Raw genomic sequence first — 18,673 nt, 5'->3', positions numbered from 1 at the left:
TACCGCCACAAAGCCCAGTGGGGTAGCGCTCCACAACCGTGCTGTCAGGTGCAAACCTGTATAACCCTGAGCTATGGTGCTGCGCTATGATTCCGTTTATATACTTTCCAGAAAACGATGCATTGGATCCACAGCGAAAATGCGGCTTAGGACAGTCCTTATCATGACGGTGTGGTGTATACCTGCTTGCCGCCTAACCCCTATCTTACCCCATGATATTACAGCTCTTACCATAGTGATCTTTGCCGAATGAGCCTGCTATATGATTCTTTCCTCAATAGAAGTGGGCTGCTGAATATTAGACTCTATCATAAACGAAAGTGGGCTTGATGATTAGATTGGGTAGCCAAATTACTGGATGCTCAGATGTCCTGCAAGTGATTTCTGATCCGACTAGTGATAACCCCAGAAAATGAATACTTTGCAACGGAGATCTCTAGTATAAAGGAGAAATAAACTTATCATCTTGAGTATATGTGCTTTAAGATTTTACTGTAAAATTGAAATCGTGTATTTATCTAACAGCCACAGTTTTGGTGAAAAAATTATGATTATAATAAATTAAGCAATCGTTTGTGTAGATTAAACAAACGATTGCTTTAAAGTTTGATTTTTTATTTCGAGAAAAGTGTTATATTATTGTTATAGAGATTAAGTTCTTTAGTTAGAACCAAGTATAAATCCAAATCCAAATGGATTTTTCTTATTGACTGTTTAGTTTGTTTTAAAATAGGTGATTTTTTAGAGGGACCATTTTGGTCCCTTTAAATTTACATGAACTTTAAATTATGGATTCTAGAAGAGATTTTTTAAAAAAGGCCGGGATTTTATCATCATTGACTGTTTCACTTCCTACTTTGGTTAATGCAAATGCGACTGCAGAAGCATTTAATATGAGTGGTTATGCCGCACCCAAAATTGATAAAGTGAGAGTGGCTGTAATCGGATTAGGGATGCGTGGTCCCGGTGCAGTCGAACGACTATCTTTTATCGAAGGTTGCGAAATCGTTGCGCTTTGTGATAAACATTCAGAGCGGGTAGATAAAGCGCAGAAAATTCTTACCTCAAAAGGTTTGAAAGCTGCAAAGTCTTATTCTGGAGAAGATGGCTGGAAGTCATTATTGAAGGAAGAAAAGTTGGATCTGGTCTATATCTGTACACCTTGGGACTACCACGCACTAATGAGTATCGCAGCGATGAAAGCGGGTAACCATGTGGCTTGTGAAGTGCCAATTGCATTAACAATAAAGGATTGTTGGGAGGTGGTCAAGACATCTGAGGCAACAAAAAAACATTGTATGATGTTAGAGAATTGCTGCTATGATTTTTTCGAGATGTTGACATTGAATATGGCCCGCCAAGGTTTATTTGGTGAATTAATCCATGGTGAAGGTGCTTATATCCACGATTTATTGGACTTGAATTTCTCAAAGAATGGTTATGATAATATGTGGCGCCTAAGGGAAAATATTAAATACAATGGTAATCTATATCCAACTCACGGACTTGGGCCTGTAGCACAGTGTTTAAATATAAATAGAGGAGACAAGATGGATCACCTTGTGGCGATGTCGTCCAATGATTTTATGATGGGTGAGAAGGCTAAGGAACTCGCTGGAAAAGATTCGTTCTTTCAGGAATTTGTTGGGAAGAAATACCGTGGCAATATGAATACTACGCTAATTCGGACAGCGAAGGGTAAAACAATTATGCTACAACATGATGTGACCTCGCCTAGACCATATTCAAGACTACATACATTAAGCGGTACAAAAGGTTTCGCTCAAAAATACCCAACTGAGAATATTGCATTTGGTCATGAATTCATCAAGGAGGAAAAACTCAAAGAATTATATGATAAATATACACCAGAATTAGTGAAATATATCGGTGATAAGGCCAAAGAAGTTGGCGGCCACGGAGGTATGGATTTTATGATGGACTGGCGTCTAATCGACTGTCTGCGTAACGGATTGCCATTGGATCAAGATGTTTATGATGCTGCTTCATGGAGTTGTATTGTACCATTAAGTTTTGAGTCTGTTGAAAAGAACTGTAAAACGGTAGCAGTACCAGATTTTACAAAAGGTGCATGGAAAAATAATAACCCGGTGGATATCACCTTAAATGGTGGAGGCAATACACCAATTCGCTCAAAAAATACGAAAAAAGAAAATGTACAATTGGATGTATAAATTGCGCATCTAAGTCAATAATTGAAAGGGGAGCATTTTATTGTTCCCCTTTTATGTTTATCTTTAGGTATGTTAATCAATCTGACGCTAGTTACCTGTCTATCTATATTTTCCACAAATGATACCCTTTCATGCTGTGTCGGTGAAAATATACCTACCCGGGCCGGAATGATCAAATCTCAGTTAGCCAAACAAAGCAGTAATGCTACTGGAAAGATGATTTTAATTGAAGGTGGTAAATTTCTGATGGGAAGTTCGAATTTCGAAGATAGTAAACCTATACATACTGTAGAACTCCATTCATTTTATATGGATGAGCATGAAGTTACAAATACACAATTTGCCCAATTTGTAAAAGAAACTGGATATGTGACCGTAGCGGAGCGAAAGCTTGACCCAAAGGATTTTCCCGGTGTTGATCCGAATATGCTTGTCCCTGGTTCAGCTGTATTTTCAAAACCCAAAGAACTCAACTCTTTAAATAATTATCTGATGTGGTGGGAATATGTTCCTGGCGCAAATTGGAAACATCCTGAAGGCCCTAGTAGTTCGATAAAAGATAAAATGAATTACCCAGTTGTTCAGGTCGCCTATGAGGATGCTGCTGCCTATGCAAAGTGGGTTGGAAAAAGATTGCCTACTGAGGCTGAATGGGAATACGCTGCCCGTGCCCGTAAAGACACCAACGATGATCTGTACTATTGGGGGAAAGAGTTGAAACCAAATGGAAAGTGGACGGCCAATATTTATCAGGGGAAATTCCCTGTTGAAGACTCAAAAGAGGATGGTTATGAAGGTGCGGCTCCGGTGAAATCTTATCCGGCGAATCCTTTAGGACTCTACGATATGGAAGGGAATGTCTGGGAATGGTGTTCTGACTACTATAGACCAGACTATTATAAGAATAGCGTCGTGTCAAATCCTAAAGGACCGGAGAACTCCTATGATCCGCAGGAACCTAATCTCGAAAAACGTGTCCAACGAGGCGGATCGTTTCTCTGTAATGATCAGTATTGTGAACGCTATAAAGGAGGAAGCAGGGGAAAAGGTGAGGTAAATAGCCCGACAAATAATGTCGGTTTCCGATGTGTAAAAGATATAAAATAGAAAAGGCTTGCATTTGCAAGCCTTTTCTATTTTATAGAGACACCTTATTGTGCATTCAAAAACATTGATTTTTGATTGTACAACTCTCTGAAATATGGATCTTGAAGATCTTTAATAAACCGGATTGCTTCACCAGTTGATTTCATTTCAGGGCCTAATTGTTTGTCTACCTCAGGGAATTTATTGAAAGAGAATACAGGCTCTTTAATCGCGTATCCTTTCAGTTTACGTTCGATCGTGAAATCTTTCAATTTATTAACGCCTAACATAACTTTTGTAGCGATGTTGATGTAAGGAACATCATAAGCTTTCGCGATGAAAGGAACCGTACGTGATGCACGTGGATTGGCCTCGATTACATACACATTTTCACCTTTGACAGCAAACTGGATGTTTAACAGACCTCTTACGTTCAATGCTTTTGCTAATTTAATGGAGTATTCTTCCATTTTATCCTGAACCGCTTGTGATAAACCAAACGGCGGCAATACCGCTGATGAGTCACCAGAGTGAATACCGGCAGGCTCAATGTGCTCCATCATACCAATGATATGTACATCTTCACCATCACAGATAGAATCTGACTCCGCTTCTTCAGCACGATCCAAGAAATGATCGATCAGGATATGATTACCGGGAAGGTTTTTCAATAAGTTGACAACAGCTTTTTCCAAGTCTTCGTCATTGATGACGATACTCATGCCTTGTCCACCCAATACGTAAGAAGGACGTACCAATACAGGGTATCCAACTTCGCTGGCAACTTGTAATGCCTCTTCTGCAGAAGTAGCTACACCATATTTTGGATATGGAATATTTAATTCCTTCAAAAGATCAGAGAAACGACCACGATCTTCTGCCAAGTCCATATTTTCGAAAGAGGTACCAATAATTTTTACACCAAGCTGCTCTAAGCGTTCAGCCATTTTAAGTGCTGTTTGTCCACCTAATTGAACGATTACACCCTCAGGTTTTTCTAATTCAATGATCTCACGTACATGCTCCCAGAATACAGGCTCAAAGTATAACTTGTCAGCCATGTTGAAGTCCGTTGATACTGTCTCAGGGTTACAGTTAACCATGATTGCCTCGTAACCACATTCTTTGGCTGCCAATAAGCCGTGTACACAAGAGTAATCGAACTCGATACCTTGACCGATACGGTTAGGACCTGAACCTAATACAATGATTTTCTTTTTGTCTGAAGAGATGGATTCGTTTTCTTCTTCAAATGTTGAATAGTAATATGGAGTTTGTGCTGGGAATTCCGCGGCACAGGTATCAACCATTTTGTAAACCCGGTTGATGCCAAGCTCCTTACGACGATCATATACCTGATCTTCCGTTACATTACCTAGCAACCAAGCAATCTGTACATCTGAATAACCTTTTTGTTTTAAGGTCATGAAGAAATCGCGTGGGATATTATTCAGTTGGTAACGACGTAACTCTTGCTCAAGATGTACTAATTCCTGGATCTGTACCAAGAACCATTTGTCGATACGTGTTGCTTTACGAATTGATTCCAATGGAACACCTAATTCGAATGCATCTTTGATATGGAACAAACGGTCACCACTTGGATGTTCTAAGCTATCCATGATCTCGTCCAGATTTCTCCATTGACGACCATCGGCACCTAGACCAGCGCGACCAGTTTCAAGTGATTGACATGCTTTCTGTAAAGCTTCGATAAATGTACGGCCGATTGCCATAACTTCACCTACAGCTTTCATCTGAAGACCTAATTCTTTGTTTGCACCTTTGAACTTGTCAAAGTTGAAACGTGGGATCTTAACGATGACGTAATCTAATGTTGGTTCGAAATATGCTGAAGTAGTTTTAGTAATCTGATTTTGCAACTCATCTAAGTTGTATCCGATCGCCAATTTAGCTGCAATTTTTGCAATTGGGTAACCAGTTGCTTTCGATGCTAAAGCTGATGAACGAGATACACGTGGGTTGATCTCAATTGCAATGATTTCTTCATTTTCTGGATTTACCGAGAACTGAACGTTACATCCACCTGCAAATGTACCAATTGAGCGCATCATCAGGATAGCCTGATTACGCATGTCTTGGTAACATTTGTCCGATAATGTCATACCTGGAGCTACTGTGATCGAGTCTCCTGTGTGGATACCCATTGGATCAAAGTTTTCAATTGTACAGATGATAATGACATTATCGTTGGTATCGCGAAGCAATTCTAATTCGAATTCTTTCCAACCCAATACAGCTTGTTCGACTAAAACCTCATGTGTTGGTGATGCGTGTAAGCCTCTATTTAAGGCGGCATCAAAATCTTCTTTTCTGTGTACAAACCCGCCTCCTGTACCTGCTAAGGTATAGGAAGGACGTATAACAAGAGGATAACCAATTTCTTGTGCAGCTTCTTTACCTTCCAAGAATGAGTTTGCGATCTTTGATGTTGCAACGCCCACACCAATATCAACCATTAATTGACGGAATTCTTCACGGTTTTCAGTTTTTTCAATGGCAGCAACATCAACACCGATAACTTTTACGTTGTATTTTTCCCAAAGACCTAGGTTGGAAGCTTCGATACATAAGTTCAAAGCTGTCTGACCACCCATGGTAGGAAGTACAGCGTCAATATTGTGTTTTTGCAATATTTCTTCAATACTTTCGCAAGTTAATGGAAGTAAGTAGACATTGTCTGCAACAACTTTGTCCGTCATGATTGTTGCAGGATTTGAGTTGATGATGGATACTTCAATACCTTCTTCTTTCAATGAAAGGGATGCTTGAGATCCAGAATAATCAAATTCACAAGCTTGACCGATAACGATGGGACCTGATCCGATGATTAAAACCGACTTAATGGAAGTGTTTCTTGGCATTATATCTAGTTCAAAAAATTAAATTTCCTATTGTAAATCTGAGCAAAGACAATCAAAAATAGCTCATGGGGAAGGGTCATTCCGACTGCTTTGTCGGAGTGCAAAGTTACATTTTAAATTTTGAAAATGAAGTATTTATTTTAATAATATTTCAAAATAAAATGACCTTTGTTGAAAAAGTAGTCTTGAAAGGAGTAATAATAGTTGGAAAACGCAAGGGGAGGGTTCTCCAACTATTATTGTTAGTCGTTTATTATTCGGCTAATAAACAATAATTTCATCTGTAAATAAATATCCTTTTTTCGGATTGCTGGCTTTGATTTTTATGTAACGTGCCTGTTGTGCTTTATCAAGTTTAAGTTCGAATCGTTTGAAAGTTAATTTGGATTCTTTATCGGATATATCATTTATCACGGTACCTACTTTTCTAAAGCTACGTCCATTGTCCGAAAGAAGGATTTCCATCTCACCGGGCATGTAAACCCCCGGACCTATCATTTGCATAAAATTCATGGCAACCTGATGAATTTCTTCTCTTCGCTCTAAATCGACTACGACATCAATCGGACTCGTAAAACCTTGCCATTGACCATCGTGATAAGAGAGTCCGCCCATTAGTCCATTGGTTAAAGTCGAATCTTTTTGGGCTGGATATCCAGACCATTGTGTGTTGTAAGTTACTTTTTTCCCGATGGCGCGATGAATATCGATATCAAATGATAATGTCGGACCTATTTTAATGGAGTCCTGAAAATATGCTGCATTGATATGTCCTGTTGAACTAAGTTCAAATGGACCGGTATATGGTGTCGACTGAATCGTAGGTTCACTTCCATCAATTGTATATCGGATCTGATCCGTGTTCAATTGCTCTGTTGTAAGTGTAATTTTGTTGTTGTTTTTAATTGCATTATAAGACGCTGTATAAGCAACATTGAATGATGGACGATAATAGTTCAGATTCAGCTCCTGTAGCAATTTATAATGTGATTGTAATCTTCGTTGAAAGTCGGCCCAGCTTTTTGCATCTTTTGCGGTCCAATTGACTTCGGATAACGCTAATGCTCGCGGAAATACCATATATTCAACATGCTCCATCGTCGGCACATATTCTGTCCATATATTCGCCTGCGCACCAAGGATATGTTTGGCTTTATCACCTTGTATCGCAGCTGGAATAGGGTCGTAGGAGTAGACTTTATCAAGTGTAAGATAGCCTCCAATAGCTTCGGGTTGTGTTCTTGGGTCAGTCTGGTAGGAATCGAAATAAAGATGTGAGCCCGGGGTCATAATGACATCGTGGCCTGCATTTGCAGCTTTTATTCCGCCCTCTTCTCCGCGCCAACTCATGACTGTTGCTCCTTCGGTGAGTCCACCTTGTAAGATCTCATCCCAGCCAATAAGCTTTCTACCCTTTGATTGCAGGTACAGATCCATTTGTTTGATGGCATAACTCTGTAATTCGTCAACTGACTTTAAACCTTCCTTCTGCATAAGAGCTTGATCTTTTGGACAAGTTTCCCAGTGTTTCTTTTCCGCTTCATCACCCCCGATATGGATATATTGAGAAGGGAATATGGTAAGTACTTCATCCAGTACATTTTTTAGAAACTCAAAAGTTTTTTCATTGCCAATGCAAAACTCGCCTTGGCTGTAGGGTTTCCATGAACAGGAAAGTTCAGGATACACGGCTAATACCTCTTCTGAGTGTCCGGGCATTTCTATTTCCGGGATGACATTGATGCCTTTTCGGGCAGCATAGTCGACCAGTTCGCGTGCTTCTTCCTGGGTATAAAAGCCTCCACTGGCATTTGGGTTTCCTTTTTCCACATATTGACGTCCATTGTTCCACCAATCTTTCCAATGGGCATGTGTACGCCAAGCTGCTTTTTGTGTTAATTCCGGATATTTTTTAATCTCCAGTCGCCATCCCGCTCCATCTGTCAAGTGCCAGTGAAAGTTATTGAACTTATAAATGGCCATGATATCGATATATTTCTTTACGAAAGAAAGGGGCATAAAATGACGGGAAACGTCTAAATGCAATCCTCGGTATGAAAAACGAGGTTCATCAAAGATAGTCGCAAATGCTATTTGGCTAGGATCAGCTTGTAGATACCCTAATTGAACCAAAGTATAAATTCCATTAATGACCTGTGGCGTATCCCAGGCTTTAAGCAAGAGACCTTTCTCATCAATTTGAATCGAATAGGCATTTTTGCCGAGGTTGTCTGCATCAACCGCCTTTACAATACGAAAGCCTTCTTTTGGTGCTTTTTTGTTTTTCTTTAGTACTTCAAGGGTTAAACTCTTGATCGCGGGATGTTCAGTAAGCAATTGCACCGCTGGTTGGAAATCATCAGAAACAATAACTGTGAGTTGTGTTGGGATGGTATATATTCCAGTCGCTACGGTCACCTTGGATGGCTTGGGAATAATGTCAAAATTAGTTTGGGCCTGCGCACTAAAAATGCAAGCTCCCCCAAGCAATAACAGGGATAAAGATTTGCTCAATCGCATAGTAAAGTATTTAGATCAATAGATAATCAACACAAATATCCTAATTTTTGTTTCATTATTCTATTATTGCTGTCATTCGATAAGTATTTATGATATAAAACCAACAAATTGCCCAATAGAAATTACATTTTTAATCCTTAACTTTGTTGTATGATTGAACTTCCAGTTATTCCGGCAACTCCTGCACAACGCAAGCCAGATTGGTTGCGTGTCAAATTGCCTGTTGGTAAAGAGTATAGACATGTCAGAAGTCTTGTAGATGAGCACAAATTACATACAATTTGTGAGAGTGGAAATTGCCCAAATATGGGTGAGTGTTGGGGGGCAGGAACAGCGACCTTCATGATATTAGGAAATATCTGTACACGTTCATGTTCGTTTTGCGCTGTAGCAACAGGTCGTCCTTTGCCAGTAGACTTGGATGAACCAAATAGGGTAGCCAATTCGGTGAAATTGATGCAGGTAAAACACTGTGTTATCACTTCCGTAGACCGTGATGATCTAAAAGACGGCGGTTCTACAATTTGGGCAGAAACGATCAATGCAATCCGCAAAGAAAGTCCAGAAACAACTTTGGAAACATTATTGCCAGATTTTAAAGGTCAATGGGATAATTTGGATCGTGTCATTGCTGTTCGCCCAGAGGTCGTTTCACATAATCTGGAAACTGTGCGTCGTTTGACCCGAGAAGTTCGTGTTCAGGCGAAATATGACCGTTCTTTGGAATGTTTGCGTCGGATTTCGGAAGCAGGTCTTCGTACGAAGTCGGGTATCATGTTGGGTCTTGGTGAAACGGAAGAAGATGTGATTGAAGCAATGCAGGACTTGTATAATGTTGGTGTTCATATTTTGACTCTCGGACAATATTTACAGCCAACGAAAGCACATCATCCCGTTATTGAATTTATCACACCAGCTCAATTTGAAAAATATAAAAAAATTGGTTTGGAAATGGGTTTCAAATATGTTGAATCCGGACCTTTGGTTCGTTCATCTTACCATGCTGAAAAGCATTTGTTCGATATGCAATAATAGCGCGCTAAACGATTAGACTTCTTGGAAAAACAAAAGTTGTTTCCATGTTAACATATAAAAGGCCCGGGTGAATATTTCACCCGGGCCTTTTTATGGATCATCTTATCCTGATCGAACTTTGCAAGTAATTACCTTTGATGGTTAATTTCGTTTAAAAATCTGGTTATCAGTTGTATTTAAGACCTAAAGATTAAAGACAGCGCGTAGTAAAATTGTTCTTCCCCGTAGTTCAAATTCATTTTGGGAAATCATATTGGCTGTTGTCATGTAGGTCCGATAATTTTTTATATTCGTTAAATTGCTCATATACAATTCAAAGTCAGTTTTCCATTTGTTCAATCGATAACGCGCAAAAACATCTATAAAGGTATAACTCGCATTCTTCATATTCGTCTGGAAAGTGGAGAGGTTACGTATGTTTACGCGTATATAGCCATTTTTAAAAGGGCTTATAGGGAAACCTAAGTTATGTATCATCATGGTTGTTTTATTCCGAATCAGATGGTCTTTCCCTTGTTGCTGGCTTCTATTCCAATTGAGAGTACCTGTATAAGATACATTATATGATTTGAATATTTTTGCTTCTAAACTAGGTTGGAGAGTGTAATTGATGCTTTTTATGGGAACAACACTACTGTTTAGCAATTGATTGAATCGGGAATATGCTATACTGCCTTTTAACTTGAGCGTACTTGCCAAAGGAAATATATATTTATCAAACCCAATTTGTGAGGACCAATGTTCTTGCAGGTTGTCCATATTAACCAATATATTCTCTGTGATATCGTCTTTTATAATTGAGGATAACATCGTGTTGGATGAAAGCCTGGAATAGCTGATTCCTGCATTAGCGAATAATACTTTCAATGTACGCGCCAGATTGTAATTGAGATTAAAAGCATGTTTTTGGGATTCATTCAGCGCAGCATTATTTTGGCTAAGCATCCTATAATTGCGCAGTACTGCTCCATGGAATACGTCTTCAATATTCCCGATGTCCTGGCTATATTGATAACCAAATTGGAGATAATCTTCTTGGGAGACTCGCCAGCGTGCTTTTAGGCCGGGGTTGATCAACCATGAATTTTTTGAAACGTCCATGGCCTGTGTATTATCTTCATATTGAGTGATCAGATAGGTGATCGGGATATCGAGGTGAGCCTCGAAGCGATCGTTTTTCCAGTCATATTGTGGTGTAATGAACACTTGAGATCTGCTCCAGTGTAGATCGTTGCTCGTATTCTGGCGCGGTCTTCTATCTATCTGCTCATTATCTTGAAGATATAACAATGAAGTAAAATGTTGGCGGTCGGTATTGAAACCGATCTGATAATGCTGTTTGATCTTACTTTTATTAAAGTGGTAACCTGTCGAAACCTCAGTGAAAAATGAGGGAACCTCGATCTGCTGAATGGTACTTTTGTATGGAATGCTGTCATTTAATATTTCAGGAAAAACACCTGGATAAATCTGTAGAGATTGTGGTTTATTTCCATAGTTTAATGTCCAATTAACTGCTATAATATCGTTGTTTTTTAATTGTGGTATATAGCTGAACTGATTGCTGATCCCTTTGATATGATGTTTTTGAAATTGGTCAATTTTACTAGTCGAGTTTGTTAATAGGGCTTTTATATCTCTTTTTTCATATTCAAAGGAGAGTATTTCACTGATGTATTTTTTTTCTGTATTCACGGATGCCGAGAGTCTTGCCGCACCTAGCCATTTCTCTGCTTTGATACCGTTTTGTTCTTCAAAGGACACATCACCTCCATTGAGTAAATATCGTGTACTAGCAGTATTATTTTGCCTTTCTTTATCAAATAGTAGCTGAATATTTGATTTCAATTGCCATTTGTTTTTGAAATTATATAGATTATTGGTGTTGAGGGAACCTGTATTGTTAAAGTAGTAGTTGTTTTTTGGAATATTGGGAGCTCCAGTTGTACTTGTTGCAAGGAGATTGTTAATAGAGGAACTGCCAAACTTGGTGAGCAAAGATGACTGGTTATTGCCTACGACATCACCAGAAAGATCCCTACCGATGTTATTTGCACTGAGTACATTCAGCATTTTAACTTTTTTGTTAAAAAGGATTGAGTTTAGCTCGGGGTCATAGTTATTGGGAGTACCAGCAGCTATTTTAGCCTGTCCAGTTAACTTTAACTTAGCATCTTCTTTGATGACAAGGTTAATTGCTACATCGTCTGTAAATCTTTTGTTTTTAAGTACTTTATAGTGTTCATGGTTGTCGAGGACCTGAATGTCTTTGACCATTTTGTGCGGAATTGTTCGCGTGCCTATTCCGTAACGATCTTCTAACAGATCATCACCGTCAATGTAAAGTTTGGACACCGTTTTGTCCTGATATTTTATTAAGCCGGATTCTGTTACCTCCATACCGGGTAGGCGTTTGATGATATCTCCGATATTTCGATCCTCTTCCTTAGCAAAAGAACCTACATCATAAGAAATGGTGTCGTTGGAACGACTTACTTTGGGTTTACTCTTCACTACGACATCTTTTAATAGATTGGTTTTGGGGGTTAAGACAATCCGGAGATCGGTCGACTTTTTGTCAATTTGCTGTCCGAATTTTTCGTAAGTAAGATGGTGGATCTGCAGGTAGACGGTGGTATATTCTTTAGAAAGCTGCATCATAAACCGTCCTTCCTTATCAGTCGTTTTAAAAGCGACGATTTTATTTTCAGACAGGATATTTACACTTGCGAAAGGTATTGGCTTATGTGTATTTGCTTCTAGTACCTTCCCACTTATCATTTGTTGGGCAAAACAAATTTGCCCAAACCAAATGATTAAAAATAAACATATAGATACTTTCATTAAGGTATTAACTCAATCGGATTATTGGTGACTTTAGAAGGCTTATATAGTTCATCTTTCCGGATATTAAAACTTTTGATCCTAGACACATCCATACCACCATCTCCTGTTTTCATACCAGCGCTTGAACCGCTTTTAACAGTAATGGCATTGCCGGAACCTACACTGATACTTCGACTCTTTGCCGATTGAGCGTTCATATAGGCCTGTGGATTTGCTTTAAATGCAGCTTGGATTTTTTGAACTTCCTCCAGTGAGGTTGTAATCACGTCTTGTGGTAGGGCCACCTGTACTTTGCTGTCTTCCAGTTTATCAAATCCGGCATATGCAAAAACGACCTCGTTTTTTGAATCCCTTGCATCCAAAATGAGTCCTGGTAGTCCATGAAGTTTCCAAGGTCCGTAAGGAAATGGCAGCTCTGTCGTAAACCATACTTCATAGGTGCGACCTTTGAAAGTTGTTTTTGCATTTTGACAACTGTATCCTCCGATCTCCTTATGATCAGCTAATAGTTCCCATTCTTGAGCTGGGTAAGTTTGAGGTATAGCAAATTTGTCCCCGGCAACGGATATCAATTCTGTCATTTTGTTGTTGTTGACATCTAGTAAATACGATGCCCCTAAAGGAGTTGTTCGTGTCTGGATAGTTATATTCCCGTCAAAGGAGGGGGCATCCATCTGTTTTTTGACCTCATCCTGCATACGATCTGTGGAGTATGAGGTATAGTAACTGGCCTGTTGATTAAGGTAGGTGATCGTTTCGTCGCGAATAAATTGATCACGTTGCGTGGTGTCATTAATGTGTTTGAATTCGTAATGTACTTTAGCTATTGCTGGCGAATTTTCTTGAGCAAATAGAATCTGTATCGTCACCGATAATAAGAAGGATAATGAATATTTCATAAAATTATGTCTATATCGTAAATATACGAAATATTCGTAATAACAAAAATTATTGTAGATTTTCACTATTATACCCTGAATGGTACTTTTCTGGGGGATGAAGTGAAGCTCCGTGTGTGTGAAACTATTATTGTTGTCTATTGAAAACAGTTTCTCCAGCAATCACCGTCCGCATTGTTTTTACGTTCCGCAATTGTCCGTTCGGTATTTTGAGGATGTCTTGTTGGAGGATGACAAAATCAGCATCTTTGCCGGCCTCTATGCTTCCGCGTTTTTTCTCCTGAAAGCAGGAGTATGCTGCCCAGATGGTCATTCCGCGCAGTGCATCTTCCCGACTGATAGCATCCTGCATTTGGAAGCCCTGGTTTGGGTAACCTTTTTTATCAACACGAGCCACAGCTGCGTGAAAACCATACATCGGATTGAAATGTTCAACCGGGAAGTCACTCCCTAGGGCGAGTTTACCATATTCTTTCAACAGATGCTTGTACGCATAGGCACCTTCCATTCGCTCTTCGCCCAGTCGGTCTTTGGCCCAGTACATGTCTGATGTGGCGTGGGTTGGCTGCACAGAGGGAATAATCTGGAATTTTCGGAATTTATCGAAGTCGGTTGGAGATATAATCTGTGCGTGTTCAATACGCCATCTCCGATCTCGATGCGGCTGTAGATATTTGCCATAGATATCCAAGATAATTCGGTTGGCTGAATCACCGATAGCATGGGTGTTGGCCTGGAAATTACTGGCTGCAATCGCTTTGATCATGTTTTCATATTCCTGTGGGGTATGCAGAAGAAAGCCATGGGTAGGTGCATCATGATAATGAGCGAGGAGGCAGGCGCCCCTTGAGCCTAATGCGCCATCTGCAAGTAATTTGAATGATTTGATTTCTAAACGATCAGTTTCGTAAAATCCCTGTGCTATAAATGAGGAGATATTTTGCGGGTTGCCAAGGATCATCGCATAATCTCTAAATTTTAATGCGCCATCTTTATAGTATTTTTTTAATAGGCTGAGTCTTTCTTTTGATAAACCTGCATCTACAATGGAGGTAAGCCCAACAGAAAGTAATGAATCCTGGGTTCGTTTTAGCATTCTCAAGTACTCTTTTTCATTGGGTACTGGGATTGTTTTGTTGACCAGATCCATTGCATTGTCGATCAAAAGACCATTCGGTGTATTGTTGCTTCCACCGACAACGCCGCCCTGAATAATGGGAATGCTTGTCAATTTGGCCCATTCCAGGGCTTTGGAGTTTACCACTGCGGCGTGATAATCTACCCTTATCAGGTACACTGGTATATCTGGGAAAGCTTTGTCCAGTAGTTCCTTTGTAGGGAAGGATTTGTCTTTCCAGCGATTTTGGTCCCAGCCACCGCCGATGAGCCAGGTTTTATTGGGGTTCTTTTGCTGATAACTTTTAACCCGTTGAATCACTTCTTCGAAAGAATCCGCGCCATTGAGGTCGACCTGATCCATCAGTTCGGCTTCATCAAATAGATGAGCGTGCGCATCGTAGAATCCCGGATAGATCGCTTTCCCTTCAGCGTCTATTTTTTCTTTGGCTTTATACTTTCGTTGGATCTCGTCGTCTGAGCCTATTGCAATAAATTTACCGTCCTTAACTGCAAATGCCTGTGCTGTGCTAAAGGTGGAATCAACGGTATAAACATGTGCATTGTACACAATCAGGTCTACTCTTTCTTGCGGAGAACAAGCAAGGAAGATCATGGAAAAGAGGAAAAGAATAACTGGAGAGTTTCTCATATCCTAAAAATAAAGAAAAGTGTTTATAAAGCTAGGGCTATTTCTTTGAAATATGATTTGATTGAACTTATCGTGTGAATTGGCTGAAATATTGTTTGGTATATTATGAACTTGGTAACAAAGGAGGGCGGGCATAAGGGAATAGACGGTTTTCTATCTTTTTAATAACAAAAACGGCTATCCAAATAACTCAGATAGCCGTTTTAATTCAAAAATTAAAATATGTGATTAGCAGTACTCGTCAAATGCAGCGACTAAATTGTCAGCGATCATTTGTGCCGGGCGACCTTCAATCATATGTCTTTCAATCATGTGAACCAATTTACCGTCTTTGAACAACGCCATTGCTGGAGAAGATGGAGGGTAAGGCAACATGTAGTTACGTGCTGTGTTAACAGCATCAGTTTCCATACCTGCGAAAACAGTAACTAGTTTTGCAGGATGTTTTTCGTTTTTTACAGCCGCTTTTGCTGCAGGACGTGCATTCGCTGCCGCACAACCACAAACGGAGTTAACAACTACAAAAACAGTTCCTTCTGAAGCAATTGCAGTATCAACTGCTTCTGGAGTTTTTAATTCTTCGAATCCCGCATCAACTAATTCTTGACGCATTGGAGCTACTAAATATTCTGGATACATTATTTCTTAAGTAAAAATGTTAATATTCTAATTTAATTCGGTACAGCGCGACTTTCTGTTTCGCATTATACGATCTTTGCCAAAGCGCTATACTTTACTTTTACAAATATAGATGTAAAAGGCTTTCTCGTCAAGGTGCTTGTCTCAAATCAATGTCAGAAAATCGTTAACAGCTGTTAAACCATTTTCCAATCGCTGCTGTCCCTCTCCTGAGATAATGCGATATTGACCACCGACGGCTTCTAACTCTGTTTTCCATATCTCCATAAAATGTTCTCGTTGCTCTGGAAAATCTCTTAATGGATCGTCTTGCCAAGGTAGATCTATATCCATTAGTAGGTATAGTTCATAGGGGTGTTGCTGAATCTTATCGGTAACCTCTTTAGGTGTATGATTGAATAGATGGTCAGACCAGATTTTCACGGTCATAAAAGTGGTGTCACAGATCAGGATGTTACCCTTTGCTAATGGAAGGAGTGCTTCTTCCAAAGCAACTTGTCCATAAAACATGTTGACCTCATCCTGCAGCGTATATTTATTATTGAGACTCTGACAGTAATAGCGCGAATACTCCGGTACACAGACTGTTTGAAATTTTTCAGCGAGATACTGTGCCATGGTTGACTTTCCTGTAGACTCGGGGCCTACGACTGCAATTTTTATTAACTCTTTTCCCACATCTATCTTTTTGATAGGCAATATTACGCAAAATTTTTATAGGTTTTTTGCCAGTCACGGTAGCCATTCCAGGCAATAATGGCGAATACGAGATACAGTACAGCTGTTAGCATAAGCTCTTTGTGTACATACAATGGAATATAGCAGATATCGACAAAAACCCAGAGAAGCCAGTTCTGAAGTACTTTCCTCGTCATTAGAAACTGAGCCACAAAGCTAACTGAAGTACAGAATGCGTCAATATAAGGGACGTCGGAATTTGTTTTACTGTCCAAAAGGTAGCCTATTGCGGCTGTCAAACAGATAATGACAAGTATGCTCAAGATGAGTTGATTTCTATTGGCCTTAACAATCGGTTTCTTTTTTTCTTCTTTTCGCTTATGCCAATAATACCAACCATATACGGCTGTGGATAGAAAGTAAAATTGTAATACGGTATCGCCGTAGAGTTTTGCATCATAGAAAAGAATGGCATAGGAGACCACACTGATAATGCTAATCGGCCAGTTCCATATATTTTGCTTTGCGGCCAAATAGACACAAAGGAAGCCAGTTAGTGTACCTAACCATTCGAGCCAAGTAGTTTGGGCAAATTGACTGGCAATCTGCTGAAAAAAATCTTGCATCTGGTGTATTAAAAATTACACCTTAAAGATACAAAGTCTGCCTTAGAATCAACTACTGCACCTGTTTATTGGCGCAATTGGTGCTCGCAAAAGACTCAGGTTTGGCCTTAAATACGAACCCCATACCCATAATATATCCCATGGCTTCTTTGAGGGCTACATTTGACTGAAAATTTGGATTGGTGTTAATGTCGGCGTGGACTTCTAGGTCTACTTTGTGTTTTTCGAGGAGGGGGCAGAGTTGGTAGGCGATGTCGATGGATTTTTGGACTTCGAGTAGCATCCGTTCTTTAATACTCATTCGGTGATGCCTTTTGTCCCGTTGGATAAACATAAATCCACCTTTATGTTCCCTGAGAAAGACGATGACGGTGGCGAAGTCGATGATTCCTCTCTTTACTTGGGAATCGGTACCGATATAAACCTTGAGTTTGTTGCCTAAGGCGTCTTCTCGTTTAATGACTTCCTCAACAGCATCGAAAATCGTGGAGCGAATGGATTCGCCATTGTATTTTTGCCATCTCATAGTGGTATAAATTAGATATATATAAATTAAACTTCATCATTGACATAAATTTACTGAATTTCAATGATCTAAGTGTTAATTTAATTTTAAATAATTCTCCACATTAATGAAGTTTTTCACCATAGGCCAGATCTCCTGCATCGCCAAGACCGGGAACGATATAGGCCTTTGTTGTCAATTCATGGTCGACATCACCCACCCAGATATGCGCAGTCGGAACGAAAGCCTTGACATGGTTTAATCCTTCTTCCGAAGCAATTGCCGCAACAATATGCAGTTCTTTAATCTCATATTCGGCCAAAAGATCTTTACAACACAAGACCAGGCTCTTTCCGGTAGCCAGCATCGGATCGACGATGATAACCGTTCTATTATCCAAATTCGGTGTATTGACGTATTCTTTGTGAACTTCAAATTCGCCACTCTTTTTGGTGTGCCGATAAGCCGCGATAAAAGTATTGTCGGCTTGGTCAAAGATATTTAATAAACCTTGATGGAAGGGAAGTCCTGCCCTTAGAATAGTGGCTAATACCGGTTGTTCCATCAATAGCTGTGTTTTGGCAACGCCCAAAGGTGTTTCAACCTCCACGGGTTTAAAGGCCATGGTTTTGCTGATCTCATAGGCAAATACTTCTCCAAGTCGTTCCAGATTCCGACGGAAACGCATGCGATCCCGCTGAATAGTGACATCTCTCAATTCTGCAATAAAATGATTTGCAATGCTATTTTGGGTAGATAGAATAGTGACCATGACGTGCGTGCTAGTTCTGTTAAAGCTAAAGATAGTAAATAATCAACTGAAAGTAATAACATCTGCGGCATAATTATAGTTTGATATAAAATGGTAAAAAAATTAGTAAATTTGTGTGAAGACCATTTAAAATATGGCCCTAGACCGCATGTTACAAAATCGTAACATTTATAGATTATCATTGTTTGAATGTGACGGATTTTTCTAAGCTGAGATTT

At 39.6% G+C, this 18,673-nt stretch carries 13 protein-coding genes; 3 read left to right on the top strand and 10 right to left on the bottom strand.

Annotated features, from left to right (window positions below; all coding sequences use genetic code 11):
- The first annotated feature begins 788 nt into the window (after window positions 1-788).
- A complete protein-coding gene (locus AC07UV_RS04965) occupies window positions 789-2,195 on the top strand; it encodes a Gfo/Idh/MocA family protein (protein ID WP_495182917.1) in 1,407 nt (468 codons plus the stop codon).
- Window positions 2,196-2,363: 168 nt separating this feature from the next.
- Complete coding sequence (locus AC07UV_RS04960; RefSeq protein WP_495182916.1) at window positions 2,364-3,302, top strand: formylglycine-generating enzyme family protein; 939 nt, start codon at window positions 2,364-2,366, stop codon at window positions 3,300-3,302.
- 44 nt (window positions 3,303-3,346) lie between these two features.
- Here AC07UV_RS04960 and carB read toward each other — a convergent pair whose 3' ends face one another.
- Both carB and AC07UV_RS04950 read right to left on the bottom strand, forming a co-directional pair.
- The gene (gene carB / locus AC07UV_RS04955) at window positions 3,347-6,166 is read right to left on the bottom strand and encodes a carbamoyl-phosphate synthase large subunit (protein WP_282250515.1); all 2,820 of its coding nucleotides are present in this window, start codon (window positions 6,164-6,166) and stop codon (window positions 3,347-3,349) included.
- A gap of 261 nt (window positions 6,167-6,427) precedes the next feature.
- Window positions 6,428-8,686: a beta-N-acetylhexosaminidase gene (locus tag AC07UV_RS04950; protein WP_495182915.1), complete on the bottom strand. Its 2,259-nt coding sequence runs from the start codon at window positions 8,684-8,686 to the stop codon at window positions 6,428-6,430.
- Between the two features lie 150 nt (window positions 8,687-8,836).
- Here AC07UV_RS04950 and lipA point away from each other — a divergent pair, with 150 nt between their 5' ends.
- Window positions 8,837-9,718 carry a lipoyl synthase gene (gene lipA, locus AC07UV_RS04945; RefSeq protein ID WP_120261378.1) on the top strand — a complete coding sequence of 294 codons (882 nt, stop codon included), beginning with the start codon at window positions 8,837-8,839 and terminating at the stop codon, window positions 9,716-9,718.
- A 186-nt stretch (window positions 9,719-9,904) separates the two neighbouring features.
- On the opposite strand, the gene AC07UV_RS04940 is transcribed toward lipA, so the two are convergent.
- From AC07UV_RS04940 to upp, 8 genes are all read right to left on the bottom strand, one after another.
- A complete protein-coding gene (locus AC07UV_RS04940; RefSeq protein ID WP_495182914.1) occupies window positions 9,905-12,502 on the bottom strand; it encodes a carboxypeptidase-like regulatory domain-containing protein in 2,598 nt (865 codons plus the stop codon).
- Window positions 12,503-12,564: 62 nt separating this feature from the next.
- Window positions 12,565-13,467: a GLPGLI family protein gene (locus AC07UV_RS04935; protein ID WP_495182913.1), complete on the bottom strand. Its 903-nt coding sequence runs from the start codon at window positions 13,465-13,467 to the stop codon at window positions 12,565-12,567.
- A gap of 127 nt (window positions 13,468-13,594) precedes the next feature.
- Window positions 13,595-15,235, bottom strand: coding sequence for an amidohydrolase (locus AC07UV_RS04930; protein WP_282250509.1), 1,641 nt, complete (start codon window positions 15,233-15,235; stop codon window positions 13,595-13,597).
- 228 nt (window positions 15,236-15,463) lie between these two features.
- Window positions 15,464-15,874, bottom strand: a complete 411-nt coding sequence (locus tag AC07UV_RS04925; RefSeq protein WP_104385107.1) for a BrxA/BrxB family bacilliredoxin — start codon at window positions 15,872-15,874, stop codon at window positions 15,464-15,466.
- 144 nt (window positions 15,875-16,018) lie between these two features.
- Window positions 16,019-16,552, bottom strand: coding sequence for an AAA family ATPase (locus tag AC07UV_RS04920; RefSeq protein WP_495182912.1), 534 nt, complete (start codon window positions 16,550-16,552; stop codon window positions 16,019-16,021).
- A 23-nt stretch (window positions 16,553-16,575) separates the two neighbouring features.
- A complete protein-coding gene (pnuC, locus tag AC07UV_RS04915; protein ID WP_495182911.1) occupies window positions 16,576-17,178 on the bottom strand; it encodes a nicotinamide riboside transporter PnuC in 603 nt (200 codons plus the stop codon).
- 52 nt (window positions 17,179-17,230) lie between these two features.
- On the bottom strand, window positions 17,231-17,704 hold the full coding sequence (locus AC07UV_RS04910; protein ID WP_046672303.1) for a ribonuclease H-like YkuK family protein: 474 nt from the start codon (window positions 17,702-17,704) through the stop codon (window positions 17,231-17,233).
- 103 nt (window positions 17,705-17,807) lie between these two features.
- A complete protein-coding gene (gene upp / locus AC07UV_RS04905) occupies window positions 17,808-18,455 on the bottom strand; it encodes a uracil phosphoribosyltransferase (protein ID WP_120261383.1) in 648 nt (215 codons plus the stop codon).
- Window positions 18,456-18,673: the final 218 nt, after the last annotated feature.

This window comes from Sphingobacterium sp. GW821-FHT03E03 (genome assembly GCF_059420745.1).
The sequence above is the reverse complement of the archived record's forward strand: the minus strand, read 5'-3'. Positions and strand labels throughout refer to the sequence as shown.

Bases quoted from the DNA above. Each gene is read 5' to 3' on its own strand.
- AC07UV_RS04965 (WP_495182917.1), top strand. From the start codon at position 789: ATGGATTCTAGAAGAGATTTTTTAAAAAAGGCCGGGATTTTATCATCA.
- AC07UV_RS04960 (WP_495182916.1), top strand. From the start codon at position 2,364: ATGATCAAATCTCAGTTAGCCAAACAAAGCAGTAATGCTACTGGAAAG.
- carB (WP_282250515.1), bottom strand. From the start codon at position 6,166: ATGCCAAGAAACACTTCCATTAAGTCGGTTTTAATCATCGGATCAGGT.
- AC07UV_RS04950 (WP_495182915.1), bottom strand. From the start codon at position 8,686: ATGCGATTGAGCAAATCTTTATCCCTGTTATTGCTTGGGGGAGCTTGC.
- lipA (WP_120261378.1), top strand. From the start codon at position 8,837: ATGATTGAACTTCCAGTTATTCCGGCAACTCCTGCACAACGCAAGCCA.
- AC07UV_RS04940 (WP_495182914.1), bottom strand. From the start codon at position 12,502: ATGATAAGTGGGAAGGTACTAGAAGCAAATACACATAAGCCAATACCT.
- AC07UV_RS04935 (WP_495182913.1), bottom strand. From the start codon at position 13,467: ATGAAATATTCATTATCCTTCTTATTATCGGTGACGATACAGATTCTA.
- AC07UV_RS04930 (WP_282250509.1), bottom strand. From the start codon at position 15,235: ATGAGAAACTCTCCAGTTATTCTTTTCCTCTTTTCCATGATCTTCCTT.
- AC07UV_RS04925 (WP_104385107.1), bottom strand. From the start codon at position 15,874: ATGTATCCAGAATATTTAGTAGCTCCAATGCGTCAAGAATTAGTTGAT.
- pnuC (WP_495182911.1), bottom strand. From the start codon at position 17,178: ATGCAAGATTTTTTTCAGCAGATTGCCAGTCAATTTGCCCAAACTACT.
- AC07UV_RS04910 (WP_046672303.1), bottom strand. From the start codon at position 17,704: ATGAGATGGCAAAAATACAATGGCGAATCCATTCGCTCCACGATTTTC.
- upp (WP_120261383.1), bottom strand. From the start codon at position 18,455: ATGGTCACTATTCTATCTACCCAAAATAGCATTGCAAATCATTTTATT.